Source organism: Streptomyces sp. NPDC001219, assembly GCF_053597915.1.
In genome coordinates this window covers 85,564-101,135 of record NZ_JBSFJF010000012.1, presented here as the reverse complement: position 1 = coordinate 101,135, position 15,572 = coordinate 85,564, and the positions used below count along the sequence as shown (strand labels likewise).

The window sequence follows — 15,572 nt, the reverse complement described above, 5'->3', positions numbered from 1 at the left end:
GGTGGCTCCCGCGGCCACCAGGGCGAACGACACCGCCGACGGAAAGGGAGGCCGTACGGTTCACCATGTGCGCACCGAAGAAGACCTGCTGACCGTCCGCCACGCGGTGCGTGCGGCCACCCTGCGCGCCGGGTTCAGCATCGTCGACCAGACGCGGGTGGTCACCGCCGCCAGTGAGCTGGCGCGCAACGCCTACATCCACGGCGGAGGGGGCAGCGTGACCATCGAGCATCTGTCGCTGAGCGGAAACACCGGACTGCGTCTGACGGTCGTGGACGACGGGCCCGGCATCGGGGACGTCGACGCCGCGCTGACCGACGGCTTCACGACGGGCGCGGGACTCGGCCACGGCCTGGGGGGCGCCCGGCGGTTGATGAACGACTTCGAACTGCACACCTCGTCCGGGCGGGGCACGACCGTGATCGCCACGCGATGGGCCGGGCGGTGACCCTTCCCGAGACCCTGCCGACGGCACACATCGCTGTCGACCACTACAGCGCCGTCCATCTTGCCGCCGAGACCGCACGCGCGGTCGCCGGGCGCTGCTCCCTGCCGGGAGCACTGCCCGACCAGGCCGCCGTGATCGCCTCGGAACTGGCCAGCAACCTGGCCAATCACGCGACCGGCGGGTCGCTGTTCATCCAGCCCCTGCCCCTGGGCGGCGGGATGGAGATCGTCGCCGCCGACCACGGGCCCGGCATCAGCAAACTCCAGCAGTGCTTCACCGACGGCTACACCACCGGCAGCACCCTCGGTGCCGGCCTGGGCGCCGTGAAGCGGATAGCGACCGACCTCACCATCCGTACACAGACCGGTACCGGCACCCTCGTCCGGGCCCGTCTCAGTGATCCCGACGCCGCACCGCCGGCCGGGCAGGAGGTGGGCGCGGTCTGTCTGCCGGCGGAGCGCGAGGAGACGAGCGGCGACGCCTACGCCGTCGTCGACCAGGGCACCGTCCGCACCGCGGTCGTGGTCGACGGCCTCGGTCACGGCCCGGAAGCGGCCGAGGCCGCGCAGGTGGCCCTCCGGTCCTTTCACCGGGCCCCGGACCTCCCGCTGCCCGAACTCCTCACCGCCCTCCACCGGGCGCTGCGCCGCACCCGGGGCGCCGCGGTGGGCCTGCTGCGCCTGCACCCGGGCCGGGCGGAGTACACCGGTATCGGCAATGTCCGTGTCCTGACGCTGACCGCGCTCGATGTGGGCCACCGCCTGAGTGGCCAACCCGGTATAGCCGGCCTGAAGATGACGGTGCCGCAGGTGCGCTCCTTCCCCGTGCCGCCCGGGGCCACCGCAGTGCTGCACTCCGACGGCATCGACCAGCGGTGGGCCCAGGCGCCCTCGCCCTTCGTGCTTCGGCTGCCGCCGCACCTGCTCGCCGCGTCCCTCGCCCACAGCCACCGCCTCACCCGCGACGACGCGACCGTGCTCGCCGCCCGACCCAGCCAGAGACTTCCGTGACCCCCCATACCTTCCACAACCTGCCGGGCCTGCGACGCGCCGTCCGGGAAGTCTGCGCAGCGCACCGGCTTCCGTCCCACAACACGGCGCGGCTGCTGCTGTCCGTGTCCCAGATGGCCACGGCCGCCTTCGAGGCCGAGGGCCCCGTCCGCCTGGAGGCCGTCGAACAATCCGTCCCCGACGGCAGGAGACTGCTGGCGGTCACCCTGCACGCGGGCCGGAGCACGGCGTCGCCGAGCCTGACCGACCTTCCGCTGCGGGGGCAGCCCACGCCCGACGGTGCCGTTGCCTGGTACCTCCCCCTCGGCGAAGGGGAGGAGGCGCCGCGTCCCGCCCCGGTGCCCGCCCAGGGCTTTCCCCAGGAGGCCGACGGGGCGGTGGCGCACGAGGCGGAGATCGCGGCGCTCGAAGGTGATCTCCGCGCCGCGCTCTCCCGGGTCGACACCCTCACCACCGAACTGCACCGGCTCAAGGACGAACTCGCCGAGACCAACAGCGGAGTGCTCGCCCTCTACATCCAACTGGAGGAGAGGGACGAGCGGTTGCGGCGGGCGCACGGTCAGATCCTGCGGGAGCTGGAGGACGCGCTACGGCCCCCGCCGATCACTGTCAGCGGTCTGGAATTCGCCGTCCACTACGCCCCGGCCGACACCGACGCCCCCACCGGAGGCGACTTCTACGACTGGCTCCTGCTTCCCGACGGCACGGTGCACATCACGGTCGTGGACGCGCTGGGCCACGGGGTGCGCAGTACCCGCAGCGCGCTCAACGTCACACACGCGGTGCGCACCCTGGCCCTCGAAGGCCACCCGCTGGAATCCATCGTGGCCCGGACCCACGACATCCTCGCGCCGTTCGACCCCGAGACCATGGCCACCGTCCTGCTGGCGCGGATCGACCCCGAAACCGGGGCACTCCGCCTGGCCAACGGCAGTCACCCGCCGGCCCTGGTCGTACGCGCCGACGGGACCTCCGACTACCTGGAGGTCCGCGGCCGGGGGATCGGCTTCCCGCTCCCCGGGAGCGAGACCGTGCTGGAGGACACGCTGCACGAGGGCGATCTGCTCGTGCTCTACACCGACGGACTGACCGAGAGCCGGCGCGATCCGATCGAAGGCGAGGCGCGGCTCGTCAAGAGCGCCTGGGCCCATGCCCGGCGGCCGGTGCAGGAGATCCCCGGCGCCGTCGCGAAGGACATGCACACGGTCATCCTGCATCCCGACGACACGCTCGCCCTGGCCGTCCGCCGAGCGGCGAAGACCCCGAGCACCTCCCTGACGTGACGGCCTTGAATTCTCCACGCCACGGCGGCCGTACGCCGCACGCCATCTTTCCCGAGCGAATGTCTGGGCAGACGCGTCATGAACAGCAGCCGAGAACGGGCCCCCACCGAGCGGGAGGAGAACACCATGCAACACCAGCTCGTGCTTGACGACCACCCGTCACCGTCGGCCTACCGCGTCTGCCACCCGGACTCCGCGGCGGACGCCCGCGATGTCGTCAGACACTTCGCCGCGCTGCTCCGCCCGGAGCCCTCCTCGGGGACCACCCAGAACGTGCTGCTCCTGGTCTCCGAGCTGGTCGCGAACGCGCTGCGGCACGCCGGTGCCGTCACGGCCGTGCACCTGCGCGCGGACCGCGAGCGGATCGAGGTCTCCGTGGAGGACCCCAGCTCCGCGCATCCGCAGGAGCGCCGCCCCGACCTGTCCGGCAGCAACGGCGGCTTCGGATGGCCCCTGGTGAAGAGCCTGGCTCTCGACGTCGTGGTCATCCCGGGGTCCTCCGGCGGCAAGACGGTACGGGCGGCCCTGGCGCGCTGAGCGCGGTCCGCGGGGCGCCGTGCGGAGCGGCGGCAACGCCGCCCGGGGCGCGGCCCGGCCCTGGGTGCCGCGGCCCTGCTCCGTCACCCGGCGGCGAGGGCTTCCGTCACGGACTCGTGGAGCGGCAGGACCGTGTCCAGTCCCGTGATGGTGAAGAGGCGTCGCAGTGAGGCGGACGGGGCCGCGAGGCGCAGGGCCGGGCCCAGGGCGGTGTGCGCCTGCAGCAGGACGTTGACCGTGGTGGAGTCGGCGAACGTGGCCGCGGAGAGGTCGACGACGACTGCCGCGCTGCCGTCCTCGGCCGCCGCCCCGAGGGATTCTTCGAGGGGCCCGACGGTGTCGAGATCGAGCGGTCCCGAGAGAGCGACGACCAGCGCGTCCCGGCCGCGCCACGCGACTCTCTCCGTCGCTATCGGTCGGCCTCCACTGGGCTGGGGCAGCACGGTGAACCTCGCTGTAGGGGCTGACGGCTGGAGAGAGACGCGTCGTTCCCGGTCCGTCCGTACGACACGTGACTAGCTCCCTCAGAATAGAAGCCATAGTTGCCGTTTGACAACATTCGCCATAAGGCAACAATCTGTTCTCGTCACGGAGCAAGGCGGCTGCGCCTGGCGTGGCTTGAGACCGGAAGCGGCCTGAGATCCGCCGCGCGCGCTGACAGAACATGAGCGTGGCCGCCGACGAAGCGTGGGCCGTCACCTCCTGTGCGAGTGGGGAGGAGGCTGCCGCGTTGGAACGCACCGGGCCGTCTCCCGCCCCACCTCCCTGCCTCGGCGGGTGCAACTGTGCGCGGGGCGCCCGTCCTTCCGCGCTCACGGGGGCCAAGAGGCCACCGTGACGGGAGCCTTGGCCACCCTGTTCCGTCATGCGGCGCGGTTCCCCGCCGACCCCCGCCTTTGCCCTCGTCCACGGACGAAGAATGCCTGAGAGACCGTGACTCAACGCCTTGGGGTAGCACGCGCCTTGCAAGCCTCGCCCCCGCACGCTCTGGTGGACACGCTTCGCGAGGTACTCGCCGAAGGCTACGGAGCGCTCTCGGTGGAGTTGCTGCTCGCGGACCACGGGGCGACGGCCCTGGCCCCCTTCGGTACGGCGGGAACGGCCGCCGTACCGGTCCCCGTCGCCAACAGCGCCGAGGGCAGGGCGTTCGGCAGTCAGCAACCCCGTAGCCGGACCCGGCAGGGAGGGATCGTCGAGCACCACCTTCCGGTGACCGTCCGCGGGGAACGCACCGGCATTCTCACCGTACGGCTGCCCGCCGAGCGGTCCCTGCCGGAAGCCGTCGACGACCTCGTCCACGCGGCCGGTGTGCTCGGCCACGAACTCCTGGTGGCCGAGCGGGACACCGACGTCTACCGGCGGGCGCGACGCCTCAGCCGGCTCAGTCTCGCCGCCGAGATGCAGTGGCAACTCCTGCCCGCCAGCGCCTGTTCCGCCGCCGAGTACGCCATCGGCGCCCAGCTCGAACCCGCCTATGACAGCCACGGCGACAACTACGACTGGGCCTCGGACGCCGACGAGCTGACCCTCGCCGTCACCGACGGCACGGGCACCGGCGTCGCCGCCTCGATGCTCACCCATCTCGCCGTGAACGCGCTGCGCAACGCGCGCCGGGCGGGGATCGGTATCGAGGACCAGGCGGCACTGGCCGACCAGGCCGTCTACGCCCAGTACCGGGGCGCCGCCCATGTGTCCACCCTGCTGCTGTGCTTCGACCTCGCGAACGGCCGGGTCCAGGCCGTGGACGCCGGTTCGCCCCAGCTGTGGCGACTGCGGAGACGGACCGTCGAGCGCATCGAACTCGACGGCCAGATGCCGCTCGGCATGTTCGAGGAGACCCATTACAAGCCGCAGGAGTTCGAGGTACTGCCCGGGGACCGGCTGCTCATCGTCAGCGACGGCGTGTACGGGGCGCGTTCCCCGCGGGGGGAGGCCTACGTGGAGCGCGCCCTGGCCCGGACCATCCACGTCGGCCGGTTGCTCCCGGCCGCCGACGTGCCCCGTGCCGTACTCCGTGACCTGGCCGCACACCGCGAGGCCGCCTCACCGGACGACTCCCTGGTGCTGTGTGTCGACTGGTTCGGACGGCGGGGAGACCCGGCGGCGGGACCGGGGAGGGCGGCGGACGCCGGGGACGGCCCCTTTAGAAGCGGCCGTTCCGGGTACGCGGGACAAGGCACCGCTCCAAGGGCGTAGCGGGTGTCACCAGCAGGAGCCTCAAGCTCGCCGGTGTCCCGATGCCGGCACCCTGCCGACCCCTACGGAAAGGCGGATCATGCTCTTCTTGGTCGTGGCCCTGTTCCTGTTCGGCGCACTCCTGGGGACCGCGGGGCACGTCCCCGTACCCGTCACGGTCGTCGCCGGCATCGCCATCACCGCCTGGCTGGCGGTCTTCTTCGCGAGGGAGCGCCACAAGGCGGGCCGCGCGACGAAGGGAGCCGGCCGATGACGTCGCTGCGGATTCCCCTGAAGACCGGTTCGCACCCTCAGGCCGACCGCATGGCGGTCGCCGCGTTCGTCTGCGGGCTGCTGGGCCTGCTGGTGTTCAACCTCTTCCTCGGCCCGTGCGCCCTGTTCTTCGGCGCGGCGGCCCTCCGCCGCGGGACCATCCGGCGCCTGCGCGCCTCCCTGGGCCTGCTCTTCGGCACCGTCGATCTCGTGCTGCTGGTGGTGCTGTCCGCGCACAGCGGCACCCTCAGCTGGCACCTCTGAGAGCCGGCCGTCGGCTACCGGCCCCGGGGGCTTGACCTTGCAGTTGCTGTAACGACGACCATGGCGTCATGTTGTCGATCAGCGAATTCAGCGAAATGTGCCATCTGCCGCCACAGACGCTGCGGTACTACCACTCCGAGGGTCTGCTCGTCCCGGCCCATGTCGACGAGCAGACCGGCTACCGCTCGTACCTGCTGGAGCAGGCCGAACAGGCCATGCTGGTCACCGTCCTGCGCGGCACGGGGATGAGCGTCAAGCTCGTCCGGCGGGCTCTCGGCGAACCGGACACCGCCCCGGCTCTGCTGCAGGAGCACAGTGCGGAGGTGGAGCGCCTGCGGCAGGCCCAGGACGAGGCGATCAGGGACGCGCGCAGGTTCTTCGCCTCGTGGCCGGAGGTGCGCCGGTGCCACACACCCGGGATGACGGTGGTCTCGAAGCTGGTGCCCGGCACCTCGGTCGTGTGCGACCAGCGTGCGTGGGACGAGGTCGATGCCGCCATCGCCGCCACCGCGCGGGACGTGGTCAGGACCGTGGAGTCCTGCGGGGCCGTCGTGCCGGGGCCCCCTTGGTACACCCTGGCCAACGAGACCCCGGAGCAGCGGCGGCGGACCGTCGCGGGCGAGGAGGAGTCCTGGCTGGTGAAGATTCCCGTCACGGCGGACGAGGGCACCCTTGCGGCGCTGCCCGGCGATCTGGAGGTGCAGACCTTCGAGGCCCGGGACGAACTGTCGATCTTCATCCCGGGCCGGTCCTCGATCGCCAAGTACTGCACCGCGCTCTCCCGCCTGGTCCCGTACCCCCTCGACGCCGCGTACGTCGACATCACCCGCCTGCGCCATGTGCTGCACGACGACGGCATCGAGACCGCTGCGGCGATCCGCGCGCTCGACGAGGGGATGACCTGCGGGCCTGCCGCCCTGCTGAAGGAGATGGACTTTTAGTCCAGTCTGGACGTACAGTCCAGACATGGAAGCCGTGGAGGAGGGCAGCGACCCTCGCGTGCGGATGTGGGGACCGGCGTGCCAGGCCGTGGCGCTGCTGCTCGGTCCGTACGCCGAGGTGGTCCTGCATGATCCGGACAGCGACCGGATTCTGGCGATCTGGAATCCGACCGGCTCGCGTGGGCCGGGGGACCCGTCCTTGCTGGGTGAGCTGGACGCACTCGATCCGTCGGCCCGGGACGTGTTCGGGCCGTACGAGAAGCTGCTGGCGGACGGCCGGCGGCTGTCCTCGGTCAGCGCGGTGCTGCGCGACGCGGAGGGCAGGGCGTCGGCGGTGCTGTGCGTCAATCTCGACCGCACGCCGCTGGAGCAGGCCGCGGCCGTGCTCTCCGCTTTCGGCGCACCGTCGGTCTCCCGGCCGGAGCCGCTGTTCGAGGAGGACTGGAGCGAGCGTGTCCAGCACATCGTCGGCGGCTACGTGCGCGAGTGCGGCCGGCCGGTGGAGCGGCTGACCCGTGCCGACCGCCTGGCCGTCGTCGCCCGGCTGGACGAGGCCAAGGTCTTCGCCGTACGCCGTGCCGCCCCGGTGGTCGCCGGCGCGCTGCGGGTCTCCCGATCCACCGTCTACGGCCTGCTGGCCGAACTCCGGACCCCCGACGCGAAGGACCGAGCACGATGACCCGGCTGCCCGACTTCCGGCTGGAAACGTACTTCTCCCGCTGGGAGTTCACCGCGCGGCACCACATGACCGCCTCCGACGTACAGACCATGACGCTCTCCGAGGTGCTCGCCCTGGCGGACGACCGGGACCGGGCCGCCTTCGAGAACCTGTCGCTGGGCTACACCGAGACCTACGGCGATCCCGCCCTGCGCGAGGTGATCGCCCAGATGTACGAGCGGGCGGACGCCGCGGACGTCCTCTGCTTCGCGGGCGCCGAGGAAGCCCTGTACCTGGCGATGAACGTGCTGCTCGACGCCGGTGACCACGCGGTGGTGGTGACGCCCAACTACCAGGCGGCGGAGACCGTGCCGCTGGCGCTGTGCGAGGTCACCGGTGTCGCCCTCGACCCGGACCGCGACTGGGCCCTGGACCTCGACCGGATCAGGGCGGCGATCCGGCCGAACACCCGGGTGGTGTCGGTGAACTTCCCCAACAACCCCACCGGCAAGGTCATCAGCGCCGCCGGCTTCACCGAGCTGGCGCGGCTGTGTGACGAGCGCGGCATCCACCTGTTCAGCGACGAGGTCTACCGCGGCCTGGAGCGCGATCCGGCCCGGACCCTGCCGCAGGCCGCGGACCTGTCCGAGCGCGCCCTGTCGCTGAACGTGACCTCCAAGTCCCTGGGCCTGCCGGGCTTGCGGATCGGCTGGATCACCTGCCGCGACCGCGCCCTGCTCTCCCGGCTGGAGCGGGCCAAGCACTACACCACCATCTGCAATTCCGCCCCCAGCGAGGTCCTGGCCCGCATCGCGCTCAAGGCCCGTACGACGCTCTGGGACCGCAACCGGGCCCTGATCGCCGGGAACCTTCCGCTCTTCGACGCCTTCTTCGCCGAGTTCCCGGACGACTTCGCCTGGCAGGCCCCGGACGGCGGCTGTGTCGCCTACCCCCGCTACCTCGGCCCGGAAGGAGTCGAGGAGTTCTGCACCCGCCTCGTGGAGGAGGCCGGCGTCCTGCTGCTGCCCGCGAGCATCTACCGCTCCGACCTCACCCCCACCCCCACCGACCGGTTCCGTATCGGCATCGGCCGTGCCCACCCGGAAGCGGGCCTGGCCGCCCTCACCCGGTGGATGCGGGCCCACCGGTGACCCGGCCCGTCGTCGGGGCCGCCGCCATCGAACGGGCCGCCACCCCGCACCTGGTCCTCGCCACCGTCCGCGACGCGCTGATCGCCCACGCCCACGGCCGCACCACCGTGCCACCGCCGCTGCACCTGCAGTTCCCCGACGCCGACGGGGACTGCCACGTCAAAGCGGGCTGGGTCACCGGTGCCCCCGACTTCATCGTCAAGATCGCGACCGGCTTCTACCGCAACCCCGCGGCCGGCCTGCCCTCCAACCACGGCCTGGTCTGCGTCGTCAGCGCCCGGACCGGCGAGGTCCGGGCGATCCTCGACGACCGGGGACTGCTCACCGCGTGGCGCACCGCCGCCGCCGGCGCGCTGATCACCCACGCCATGGCGCGTCCCCGTGCGACCACCCTGGCCGTCTTCGGCACCGGAGAACAGGCCCGGCTCCAGGTCGCCTGGCTCACCCGACTCCGCCCGATCAGCAGGGTGTTCGTCCACGGCCGCAGCCCGCACCGCGTCCGAGCGCTGTGCGAGGAGCTCCGGGCCCAGGGGCACGACGCCCGGCCCGCCTCGGCCGAGGAGGCCGCCGGCGCGGACATCGTCGTCACCACCACCCCCGCTTCGGCCCCGGTCCTGGACGCCGCCCATGTCCGCGACGGCGCGCACATCACCGGGATCGGCACCGACATGCCCCACAAGAACGAGCTTCCCCCGGAGCTGTTCAGCCGTGCCGCACTGATCGCGACCGACGACCACGAGCAGTGTCTGCAGCACGGCGACTTCGGCCACGCCGTCCGCGCCGGGACCGTCACCGCCACCGCTGACACCCCCCTCGGCCTTCTAATTGAGAAGCCCTCGGAGCGGCCCGACGAAGCGGTCACCCTGGCGGACCTGACCGGCGTGGGCGCACTCGACGCGGCCCTCGCCGCCGCGGTCCTGCGGGAGGTGACCCGGCAGGCGGGCCGTGAGGGCGCCACGGCCCGCCCGTTCTCCGCTGACGTGCCGGGTCAGTAGAGGTGGATGTGCCGACGGGTGCCCGCTCACCTCGAGCGGGCACCCGTCGGCGGGCAGCTGGTCCTCGGCACGCTCCGCAGCGGCTCCCGCCGACAGCGGAACGCCGTCGGCGCTACCAGTAGTGCTTCCGTCCCGCGACGGCGTGCCCCGTCGCGCCCAGGAGCCACAGAATCGCGCCGATGGCCACGAGCACGATGCCAATCGTCCACAGGAAGGCCAGCCCCGTCACGAATCCGATGACCAGAAGGATGATGCCGAGAACGACCATCACGACTCCGATCTCGCACGAGTGTTGTCTTCACTGTGATCCCGGACCGCGGCCACGGCAACTGCTGCGAAACGGACCGGTGCACGCCACGGCCGGGCGGGGCGGGGCGGACGAGGGGCGTGGCCCCGTGACCGCATGAGCACGTCGCTTCAGCGGCCGACGGCTTTGCGGAGCTGTTCCTTGTTCATCTGGGAGCGGCCATCGATGTTCTTCCTCCTGGCCTCTTCGTACAGCTGGTCCCTGGTGGGGCTCACCGGTCCCTTGTGGGAGCGCTCGCCGCCGCGCTGCGGGGCCGACTTCGGGTCCCGGATGGAGGCCCTGCTCGCGGACTTCGCCTCGCCGGAGCGGGCGCGTTCCTTGTTGACGGTGCGCGCGGCGATCTCCTTCGCCCGCTTCTCGGAGGTGCCCCGTTCCTCGGCCTGTTCCTTGATGTGCGCGTACTGACGCTCACGCTTCTTGCTCGAACCCGCAGGCATGATGCAGCTCCTCGGTCGCGCTCCTGTGGCTGTCGTGCTCACGGCCCGGTGGATCGGCGGGCCGCGACGACGCACCTTCCAGTTCACGCCCCATGCACGTGCGGCGCGACATCTGTGAGCCGACCGGTCCGACGTCCGGGCCGCTCACCGCCCGGGACGGCACGACGGCCCGGCACCGCACGGCAACGGCGGTCCGCCCCGTGCGGGTAGCTCTCGCCTCGTCGGGTAACCGGCCCGGATGGAGACTGTGACCATGTCCGCATCCCCGCTGACCCTGCCCGGACAACTGGCCGCCGCCGACGGGACGGGCGATCTGCTGCTCGTCATCGCGGGCCTCGCCCTGGTAGCCCTGCTGCTCGCGGCCTTCGTGTGGGGGCGGCGGCACAAGGCCCGCGAGCCCGGTCCACCCCGTCCCGAGGAACAGCCGCGGCTGCCGGCGGGCGGGCCGGTCGGCGACGTCATGGGGAGCCGGGAGACCGGGGAACTCGCCCGAACGGAGCAGCGACGCTCCCCGCACGCGCTGAAAGAAGAGGACGAAGGCCATGGCCGTACGCCACCCCGCTAGCCGAAGCGGCGAGAAGCGAGGCCGGTTCGCCGAGTTCGCCGAGAAGGCTTCGCTGTTCACCAGCTCGCCCGCCTTCTTCCTCATCTGTCTGGCCCTGGTCGCCCTCTTCGTGGCCGTTCATCTCGCGCATCTGCCCCTGGAGTGGCAAGTGGTGACCGGCGACCTCATGGCCGCGGTCACCCTGCTGCTCCTCGCTCTGCTGAAGAACTCCGAGCTGCGCGCGGAACATGCCGTCCAGCGCAAGCTGGACGCCCTGGCGGCGGCCCTGCTGGAGGAGCGTGAGCAGAAGGGCGGTGGTCAGGCCGCCGAGAATCTCAGGAAGGCCATCCGCCTGGAGGAGGAGACCTGACGCGGCGCCGCACCGCCCGCGCCTGACGGGCCTGGCTGCGACCGCGGCGCCGTTGTACCGCCGGCCGGCGGTACAACGGCGCGGAGACGTGCGGTGGTTACCAGATGACGGCGTCGTCCATCGACTGCTGCCAGTAGGTGACCTTGAGGGAGTCGTCGATGTAGACGCCCTTGGCGGGGAGTGAGGGGCGGGCGCCGGTGCCGACGCTGCCATTGCCGGAGGGGCCCTGGAAGTAGACGGTCAGGGACTTCTCCGTACGGCCGTGGGAGCCGCTGCCGTCGGTCGCGGACAGGTTCACCGAGGCGTAGCCGGACTCGCCCGGCTTGAGGGTGACGACGGCCTGCGGGTGGGACGCCTCGATGACCGGCGGCACGGACTGGGCCTCGCCGAAGCGGACGGCCGGGTAGCCGTAGAGGTAGCAGGTGCTGCGGCTGGTGTTGGTGACCGTGAGCAGCATGTGGTTGACGGGACGGGTCAGGGGGGCAGCGACCGTCTTGGTGTTGGAGCCCTGGCAGGTGGTGGCCTTGGCGCCGGTGCGGGAGGTGCCGATCCCGGCCGCGGAGGTCTTCGTCAGGGGCGCGTTCGCGACCGGCTGTGAACCGGCGGACGCGGACTTCGCGTCTACCTGGGAGGAACCGGAGGCCTTCGCGGACGCTCCTTCGTTACGGGCGCCGGAGCCGTCGCCGCACGCCGTCAGGGACAGGACGGCGAGCGCGCCGGCCGCGGCTGCGGTCAGGACCCGGGCGCGGGAGGTACGGAAGCTGGACATGTCGGTGAGCCCCTTCGGAGGTGCGGTGGGTGTGGTGCTTGGATGTCCGGAGCATGTGGGGTGATTCGTCCCAGCGGCCACGCATACCGGGCAGTTGGGGATGCTGGAACGCGTAAGCGGGCTGTGACCGGGGGAAATGAAGACGCCTGGAACGCGGGAACGGGACGCGTCGGGCCACGCGGGGAGGGGAACAACGGTGTCCGGTGCGACAGGGGCGACAGGGGCTGGCGGGGATGCGGACGCGTTCGCGGAGCTGCTGCGGGGGTTCAAGGAACGCTCGGGGCTGAGCTACGGCACGCTCGCCAAACGGCTGCACATGAGTACGTCGACGCTGCACCGCTACTGCAACGGCAGTGCGGTGCCGGTCGATTACGCGCCGGTCGAGCGGCTCGCCCGGGTGTGCCGGGCGAGCCCCGAGGAACTGGTCGAGCTGCACCGGCGGTGGATTCTGGCGGACGCGGCGCGGAGGCGGAAGGGACCGGACGCGGCGCCGCGCGGTGCGGGGGCCGGCGCGTCCGCGGAGGCGCCGGCCCCCGCAGCAGCGGTGACCGGTGCCGGAGACCGGGTGGGGGACGCCGCCGATGCGGGCGGTGGGCCGCCCGAGGTGACGGGTGGTGGGGCGGGGCCGGCGTCCGAGGGCGCTGAGCGCGGCGAGTCCGGCGGAAGCGAGGAACCGGTCGCGGTCGGCACCGTCCCGGCCGCTTCCGTACGGCCCCGTCGGCACCGCACCGCGCTCCTGGCCTCGGTCGCCGCGGCCGCCGTTCTGGGAGCCGTCGTGCTCGCCGTGAACCTGCCGTCCGCCGGCGGCGGGGGCGACGACGGGAAGGCCGACCGAGCAGCCGGGACCGCGGGCATCCCCGCCGGTACGGATACCGCTACCGGCCGGGCGAAGGACAAGCCGCCGTCCGCCTCGGCCGCTCCCTCCCCGTCCCGGGGCGCCAAGACCGGCGAACCCTCCGCCTCGGCTTCGGAGTCGGCGTCGGTCGAGCGCAAGGGCGGGGGCGCCCCCGAGCACGACGGCGGCGTACCGGTCAACGTCGGCACCCGCCCCTATGTCTACGACAGTCCGTGCAGCCAGCACTTCCTCGTCGACAGTGAGCCCGAGCAGGTCGGCCCGCCCGCCGGCGAGCAGGACGCGCCCCGGTGGGCCGCCGCGTACGGCGCGGTCTCCTCGGGGGAGCAGCGGGTCGCCCTGACCGTGCAGGGCACCCGGAAGGACACCGTCGTCCTGGAGGCGCTGCACGTACGCGTCGTCGCCAAGGGCGCCCCGCTCGGCTGGAACGACTACTCGATGGGCGTCGGATGCGGCGGCAACGTCGAGACCAAGTCCTTCGACGTCGACCTCGACAAGGGCAGGCCCACGGTCACCGTCAAGAACGGCCAGCGCGACTTCCCGTACAAGATCAGCGAGTCCGACCCGGAGGTCTTCTACATCAACGCCCACACCAAGGCGCACGACGTCCGCTGGGACCTCTCCCTGGACTGGTCCAGCGGTGACCGCCACGGCACCGTGCACATCAACAACAACGGCGCCCCGTTCCGCACCAGCGCCAACGCCGGACGCCCCGGCTACGACTACCCGCTGGGCGGCAGCGAGTGGATCGAGCGGGCGAAGTAGCCACGCCCCGCGCCGCCGAAGGGCACCGCGCCATACCGAGCGGCTCATACGCCGCGCTCACGGACGCGGTGCCCTTGGATGACGGTGTGGGCCGGGGACGGGCCGGCCAGGTAATGCGCATGCGATCCGCCCGTCCACCGTGATACTCCAACGCCATGGACGATCTTGTGACGGCGCGGCTCATCCTTCATCCGCTGAGCCCCGGCGAGGCGGAACGACTGGTGGCGGGCGAGCCGGACGGCGATGCGCGGTGGGCGCCGGACTACCCCACCGCGGGGGACGCCGCCGGAGCCAGGCGCTTCCTGAGCGTCTGCGCGGGCACGGGAAACCCCCAGCCGTTCGGCGCCTACGAGATCCGGCTCCGCGACCGCGCACAGGCCATCGGCGGTCTGGGCTTTCACGGCCCCGCCGACCACAACGGCAGCGTGACGATCGGCTACGGCCTGAGTCCCTCCGCACACGGCAGGGGCTACGCCTCCGAAGCACTCCGCGCACTCCTGACGTTCGCCCGCGCCCACGGCATCACCTGCGTCAAGGGCGACACGGACCACGACAACGTCGCCTCCCAGCACGTCATGACCGCCGTCGGCATGCAACTGGTCGCGGAGGACGAACGCCTGAGGTACTACGAGATCACCTGGCCCGGCAGGGCAGCGAATTCTGACGCGCGCTCCTGAGAAGTCATCTCATGTGGCGGGGTCCGTGAACTCAAGGAGTCCACCACGGTGAACTCGGCTCCCGCGGCGAGCTGGACTGCTGGAAAAGGAGTTGCGTGCGCCCGCAGTACTCCACAGCCGCGAGATCGACGCACTCATCGACACCCGCGAAGAGCCGGCGCACCTCGCACGGCTGCTCCACGTTCCGGATGGTAGAGAGCTGGTTCCGGGACCGGTAACGACGCCCCCTCCTCCCGGGGTCCGGTTGGACAGAACCACGGCACAACCAGAAAGATCCTCAGGTAGTCCGCAGGTGTCCGCGGGGGTGGGCCAGCGCATCGTGTGTTCTCCTCCGGGGCGCGCCGCATCGTTCCCACTGAACACATCGGAGAAAAGGCACAGATGAGCTTCGGCGACCCGAACAATCCCTACGGCCAGCAGCCGCCGCAGGCCCCGTACGGAGCTCCGCAGCAGCCGGCCCAGTACGGCTACCCGCAGCCGCCGCCTCCCCCACAGGCGTACGGCGCCCCGCAGCAGCCCGGCCCGTACGTCCCTCCTCAGCAGTTCGCGCAGGGGCCTGGCTACCCGCAGCCGCAGGGGATAGCGCCCGGCTGGCACGGTGCGTACGCGAGCTGGGGTGCCCGTGTCGCTGCCACTCTGATCGACTTCCTGGTCGTCGTCCTGGTGCCGATCATCATCGTCGCCGTCTCGATGCTCCTCAGGCACACATGGGACTCGGACTGCGCATACCTCGACATTGAGTGCAAGGACGCCGCGAAGCAGGAAATTATCCCCTTCATTTTCGTCCTGTGGGGGCTCGCCTTCCTGTGGTCCGTCGTCGCCAACATCGTCATCCTCGTCAAGGAGGGCAAGGGCGCGTCGCCGGGCAAGAAGGCCATGAAGATCCAGCTCATCCGCGAGGAGACCGGCCGGCCGCTCGGCTTCGGTCTGGTCCTGCTGCGCCGGATCTGCCACGGGCTGGACAGCGCGGCGTGCAGCATCGGCTACCTGTGGCCGGCCTGGGACGCGAAGGGCCAGACCTTCGCGGACAAGGTCATGCGCACGGTGGTCGTCCGCCGACGCTGAGGTCCGGCGCGCCTTTCCCGGGCCCCGTGGGCGGGGCCCGGTCAGGCACG

20 protein-coding genes are annotated in these 15,572 nt (G+C 71.7%); 16 read left to right on the top strand and 4 right to left on the bottom strand.

The window, feature by feature from the left end; all coding sequences use genetic code 11:
* Position 1: 1 nt before the first annotated feature.
* The 4 genes from ACWC9R_RS10505 (at position 2) to ACWC9R_RS10490 (ending at position 3,278) form a co-directional block, all read left to right on the top strand.
* Positions 2–448, top strand: coding sequence for an ATP-binding protein (locus ACWC9R_RS10505; RefSeq protein ID WP_450730408.1), 447 nt, complete (start codon positions 2–4; stop codon positions 446–448).
* The gene (locus tag ACWC9R_RS10500; protein ID WP_450730313.1) at positions 445–1,458 is read left to right on the top strand and encodes a SpoIIE family protein phosphatase; all 1,014 of its coding nucleotides are present in this window, start codon (positions 445–447) and stop codon (positions 1,456–1,458) included. Before ACWC9R_RS10505 ends, ACWC9R_RS10500 begins: the two co-directional genes overlap by 4 nt.
* Positions 1,455–2,741, top strand: coding sequence for a PP2C family protein-serine/threonine phosphatase (locus tag ACWC9R_RS10495; protein WP_450730311.1), 1,287 nt, complete (start codon positions 1,455–1,457; stop codon positions 2,739–2,741). Before ACWC9R_RS10500 ends, ACWC9R_RS10495 begins: the two co-directional genes overlap by 4 nt.
* 126 nt (positions 2,742–2,867) lie before the next feature.
* Entirely contained in the window at positions 2,868–3,278 is a 411-nt protein-coding gene (locus ACWC9R_RS10490; protein ID WP_450730309.1) for an ATP-binding protein, read from the top strand.
* A gap of 83 nt (positions 3,279–3,361) precedes the next feature.
* Here ACWC9R_RS10490 and ACWC9R_RS10485 read toward each other — a convergent pair whose 3' ends face one another.
* Entirely contained in the window at positions 3,362–3,721 is a 360-nt protein-coding gene (locus ACWC9R_RS10485) for an STAS domain-containing protein (protein ID WP_450730308.1), read from the bottom strand.
* Positions 3,722–4,268: 547 nt separating this feature from the next.
* Between ACWC9R_RS10485 and ACWC9R_RS10480 the strand changes: the two genes are divergently transcribed.
* The 7 genes from ACWC9R_RS10480 to ACWC9R_RS10450 all read left to right on the top strand — a co-directional run bounded on the left by ACWC9R_RS10480 (position 4,269) and on the right by ACWC9R_RS10450 (position 9,735).
* Complete coding sequence (locus ACWC9R_RS10480) at positions 4,269–5,474, top strand: PP2C family protein-serine/threonine phosphatase (protein ID WP_450730307.1); 1,206 nt, start codon at positions 4,269–4,271, stop codon at positions 5,472–5,474.
* Positions 5,475–5,553: 79 nt separating this feature from the next.
* Positions 5,554–5,727 carry a hypothetical protein gene (locus tag ACWC9R_RS10475; RefSeq protein WP_450730305.1) on the top strand — a complete coding sequence of 58 codons (174 nt, stop codon included), beginning with the start codon at positions 5,554–5,556 and terminating at the stop codon, positions 5,725–5,727.
* Positions 5,724–5,990 (top strand): DUF4190 domain-containing protein, encoded by a 267-nt coding sequence (locus tag ACWC9R_RS10470; RefSeq protein ID WP_450730303.1) that lies wholly within the window; start codon positions 5,724–5,726, stop codon positions 5,988–5,990. Before ACWC9R_RS10475 ends, ACWC9R_RS10470 begins: the two co-directional genes overlap by 4 nt.
* A 68-nt stretch (positions 5,991–6,058) precedes the next feature.
* Entirely contained in the window at positions 6,059–6,931 is an 873-nt protein-coding gene (locus ACWC9R_RS10465) for a MerR family transcriptional regulator (protein WP_450730301.1), read from the top strand.
* A 25-nt stretch (positions 6,932–6,956) separates the two neighbouring features.
* On the top strand, positions 6,957–7,610 hold the full coding sequence (locus ACWC9R_RS10460; protein WP_450730299.1) for a helix-turn-helix transcriptional regulator: 654 nt from the start codon (positions 6,957–6,959) through the stop codon (positions 7,608–7,610).
* Positions 7,607–8,740 carry an aminotransferase class I/II-fold pyridoxal phosphate-dependent enzyme gene (locus ACWC9R_RS10455; RefSeq protein WP_450730297.1) on the top strand — a complete coding sequence of 378 codons (1,134 nt, stop codon included), beginning with the start codon at positions 7,607–7,609 and terminating at the stop codon, positions 8,738–8,740. Before ACWC9R_RS10460 ends, ACWC9R_RS10455 begins: the two co-directional genes overlap by 4 nt.
* Positions 8,737–9,735, top strand: coding sequence for an ornithine cyclodeaminase family protein (locus tag ACWC9R_RS10450; protein WP_450730295.1), 999 nt, complete (start codon positions 8,737–8,739; stop codon positions 9,733–9,735). The genes ACWC9R_RS10455 and ACWC9R_RS10450 overlap by 4 nt, the downstream gene beginning before the upstream one ends.
* 112 nt (positions 9,736–9,847) lie before the next feature.
* Here ACWC9R_RS10450 and ACWC9R_RS10445 read toward each other — a convergent pair whose 3' ends face one another.
* Entirely contained in the window at positions 9,848–10,003 is a 156-nt protein-coding gene (locus ACWC9R_RS10445) for a DUF6131 family protein (protein ID WP_450730293.1), read from the bottom strand.
* Positions 10,004–10,152: 149 nt separating this feature from the next.
* Positions 10,153–10,479 (bottom strand): plasmid stabilization protein, encoded by a 327-nt coding sequence (locus tag ACWC9R_RS10440; RefSeq protein ID WP_450730292.1) that lies wholly within the window; start codon positions 10,477–10,479, stop codon positions 10,153–10,155.
* 253 nt (positions 10,480–10,732) lie between these two features.
* Between ACWC9R_RS10440 and ACWC9R_RS10435 the strand changes: the two genes are divergently transcribed.
* Together ACWC9R_RS10435 and ACWC9R_RS10430 are read left to right on the top strand one after the other, a co-directional pair.
* On the top strand, positions 10,733–11,044 hold the full coding sequence (locus ACWC9R_RS10435) for a DUF6479 family protein (protein ID WP_450730290.1): 312 nt from the start codon (positions 10,733–10,735) through the stop codon (positions 11,042–11,044).
* Positions 11,022–11,393 carry a low affinity iron permease family protein gene (locus tag ACWC9R_RS10430; protein WP_450730288.1) on the top strand — a complete coding sequence of 124 codons (372 nt, stop codon included), beginning with the start codon at positions 11,022–11,024 and terminating at the stop codon, positions 11,391–11,393. The genes ACWC9R_RS10435 and ACWC9R_RS10430 overlap by 23 nt, the downstream gene beginning before the upstream one ends.
* A gap of 97 nt (positions 11,394–11,490) precedes the next feature.
* On the opposite strand, the gene ACWC9R_RS10425 is transcribed toward ACWC9R_RS10430, so the two are convergent.
* Positions 11,491–12,162 (bottom strand): DUF4232 domain-containing protein, encoded by a 672-nt coding sequence (locus ACWC9R_RS10425; protein ID WP_450730286.1) that lies wholly within the window; start codon positions 12,160–12,162, stop codon positions 11,491–11,493.
* A 196-nt stretch (positions 12,163–12,358) separates the two neighbouring features.
* Between ACWC9R_RS10425 and ACWC9R_RS10420 the strand changes: the two genes are divergently transcribed.
* The 3 genes from ACWC9R_RS10420 (at position 12,359) to ACWC9R_RS10410 (ending at position 15,522) form a co-directional block, all read left to right on the top strand.
* Positions 12,359–13,780 (top strand): helix-turn-helix domain-containing protein, encoded by a 1,422-nt coding sequence (locus tag ACWC9R_RS10420; protein ID WP_450730285.1) that lies wholly within the window; start codon positions 12,359–12,361, stop codon positions 13,778–13,780.
* A gap of 155 nt (positions 13,781–13,935) precedes the next feature.
* Entirely contained in the window at positions 13,936–14,457 is a 522-nt protein-coding gene (locus ACWC9R_RS10415; RefSeq protein ID WP_450730283.1) for a GNAT family N-acetyltransferase, read from the top strand.
* A gap of 381 nt (positions 14,458–14,838) precedes the next feature.
* Positions 14,839–15,522 (top strand): RDD family protein, encoded by a 684-nt coding sequence (locus tag ACWC9R_RS10410; protein ID WP_450730281.1) that lies wholly within the window; start codon positions 14,839–14,841, stop codon positions 15,520–15,522.
* Positions 15,523–15,572: the final 50 nt, after the last annotated feature.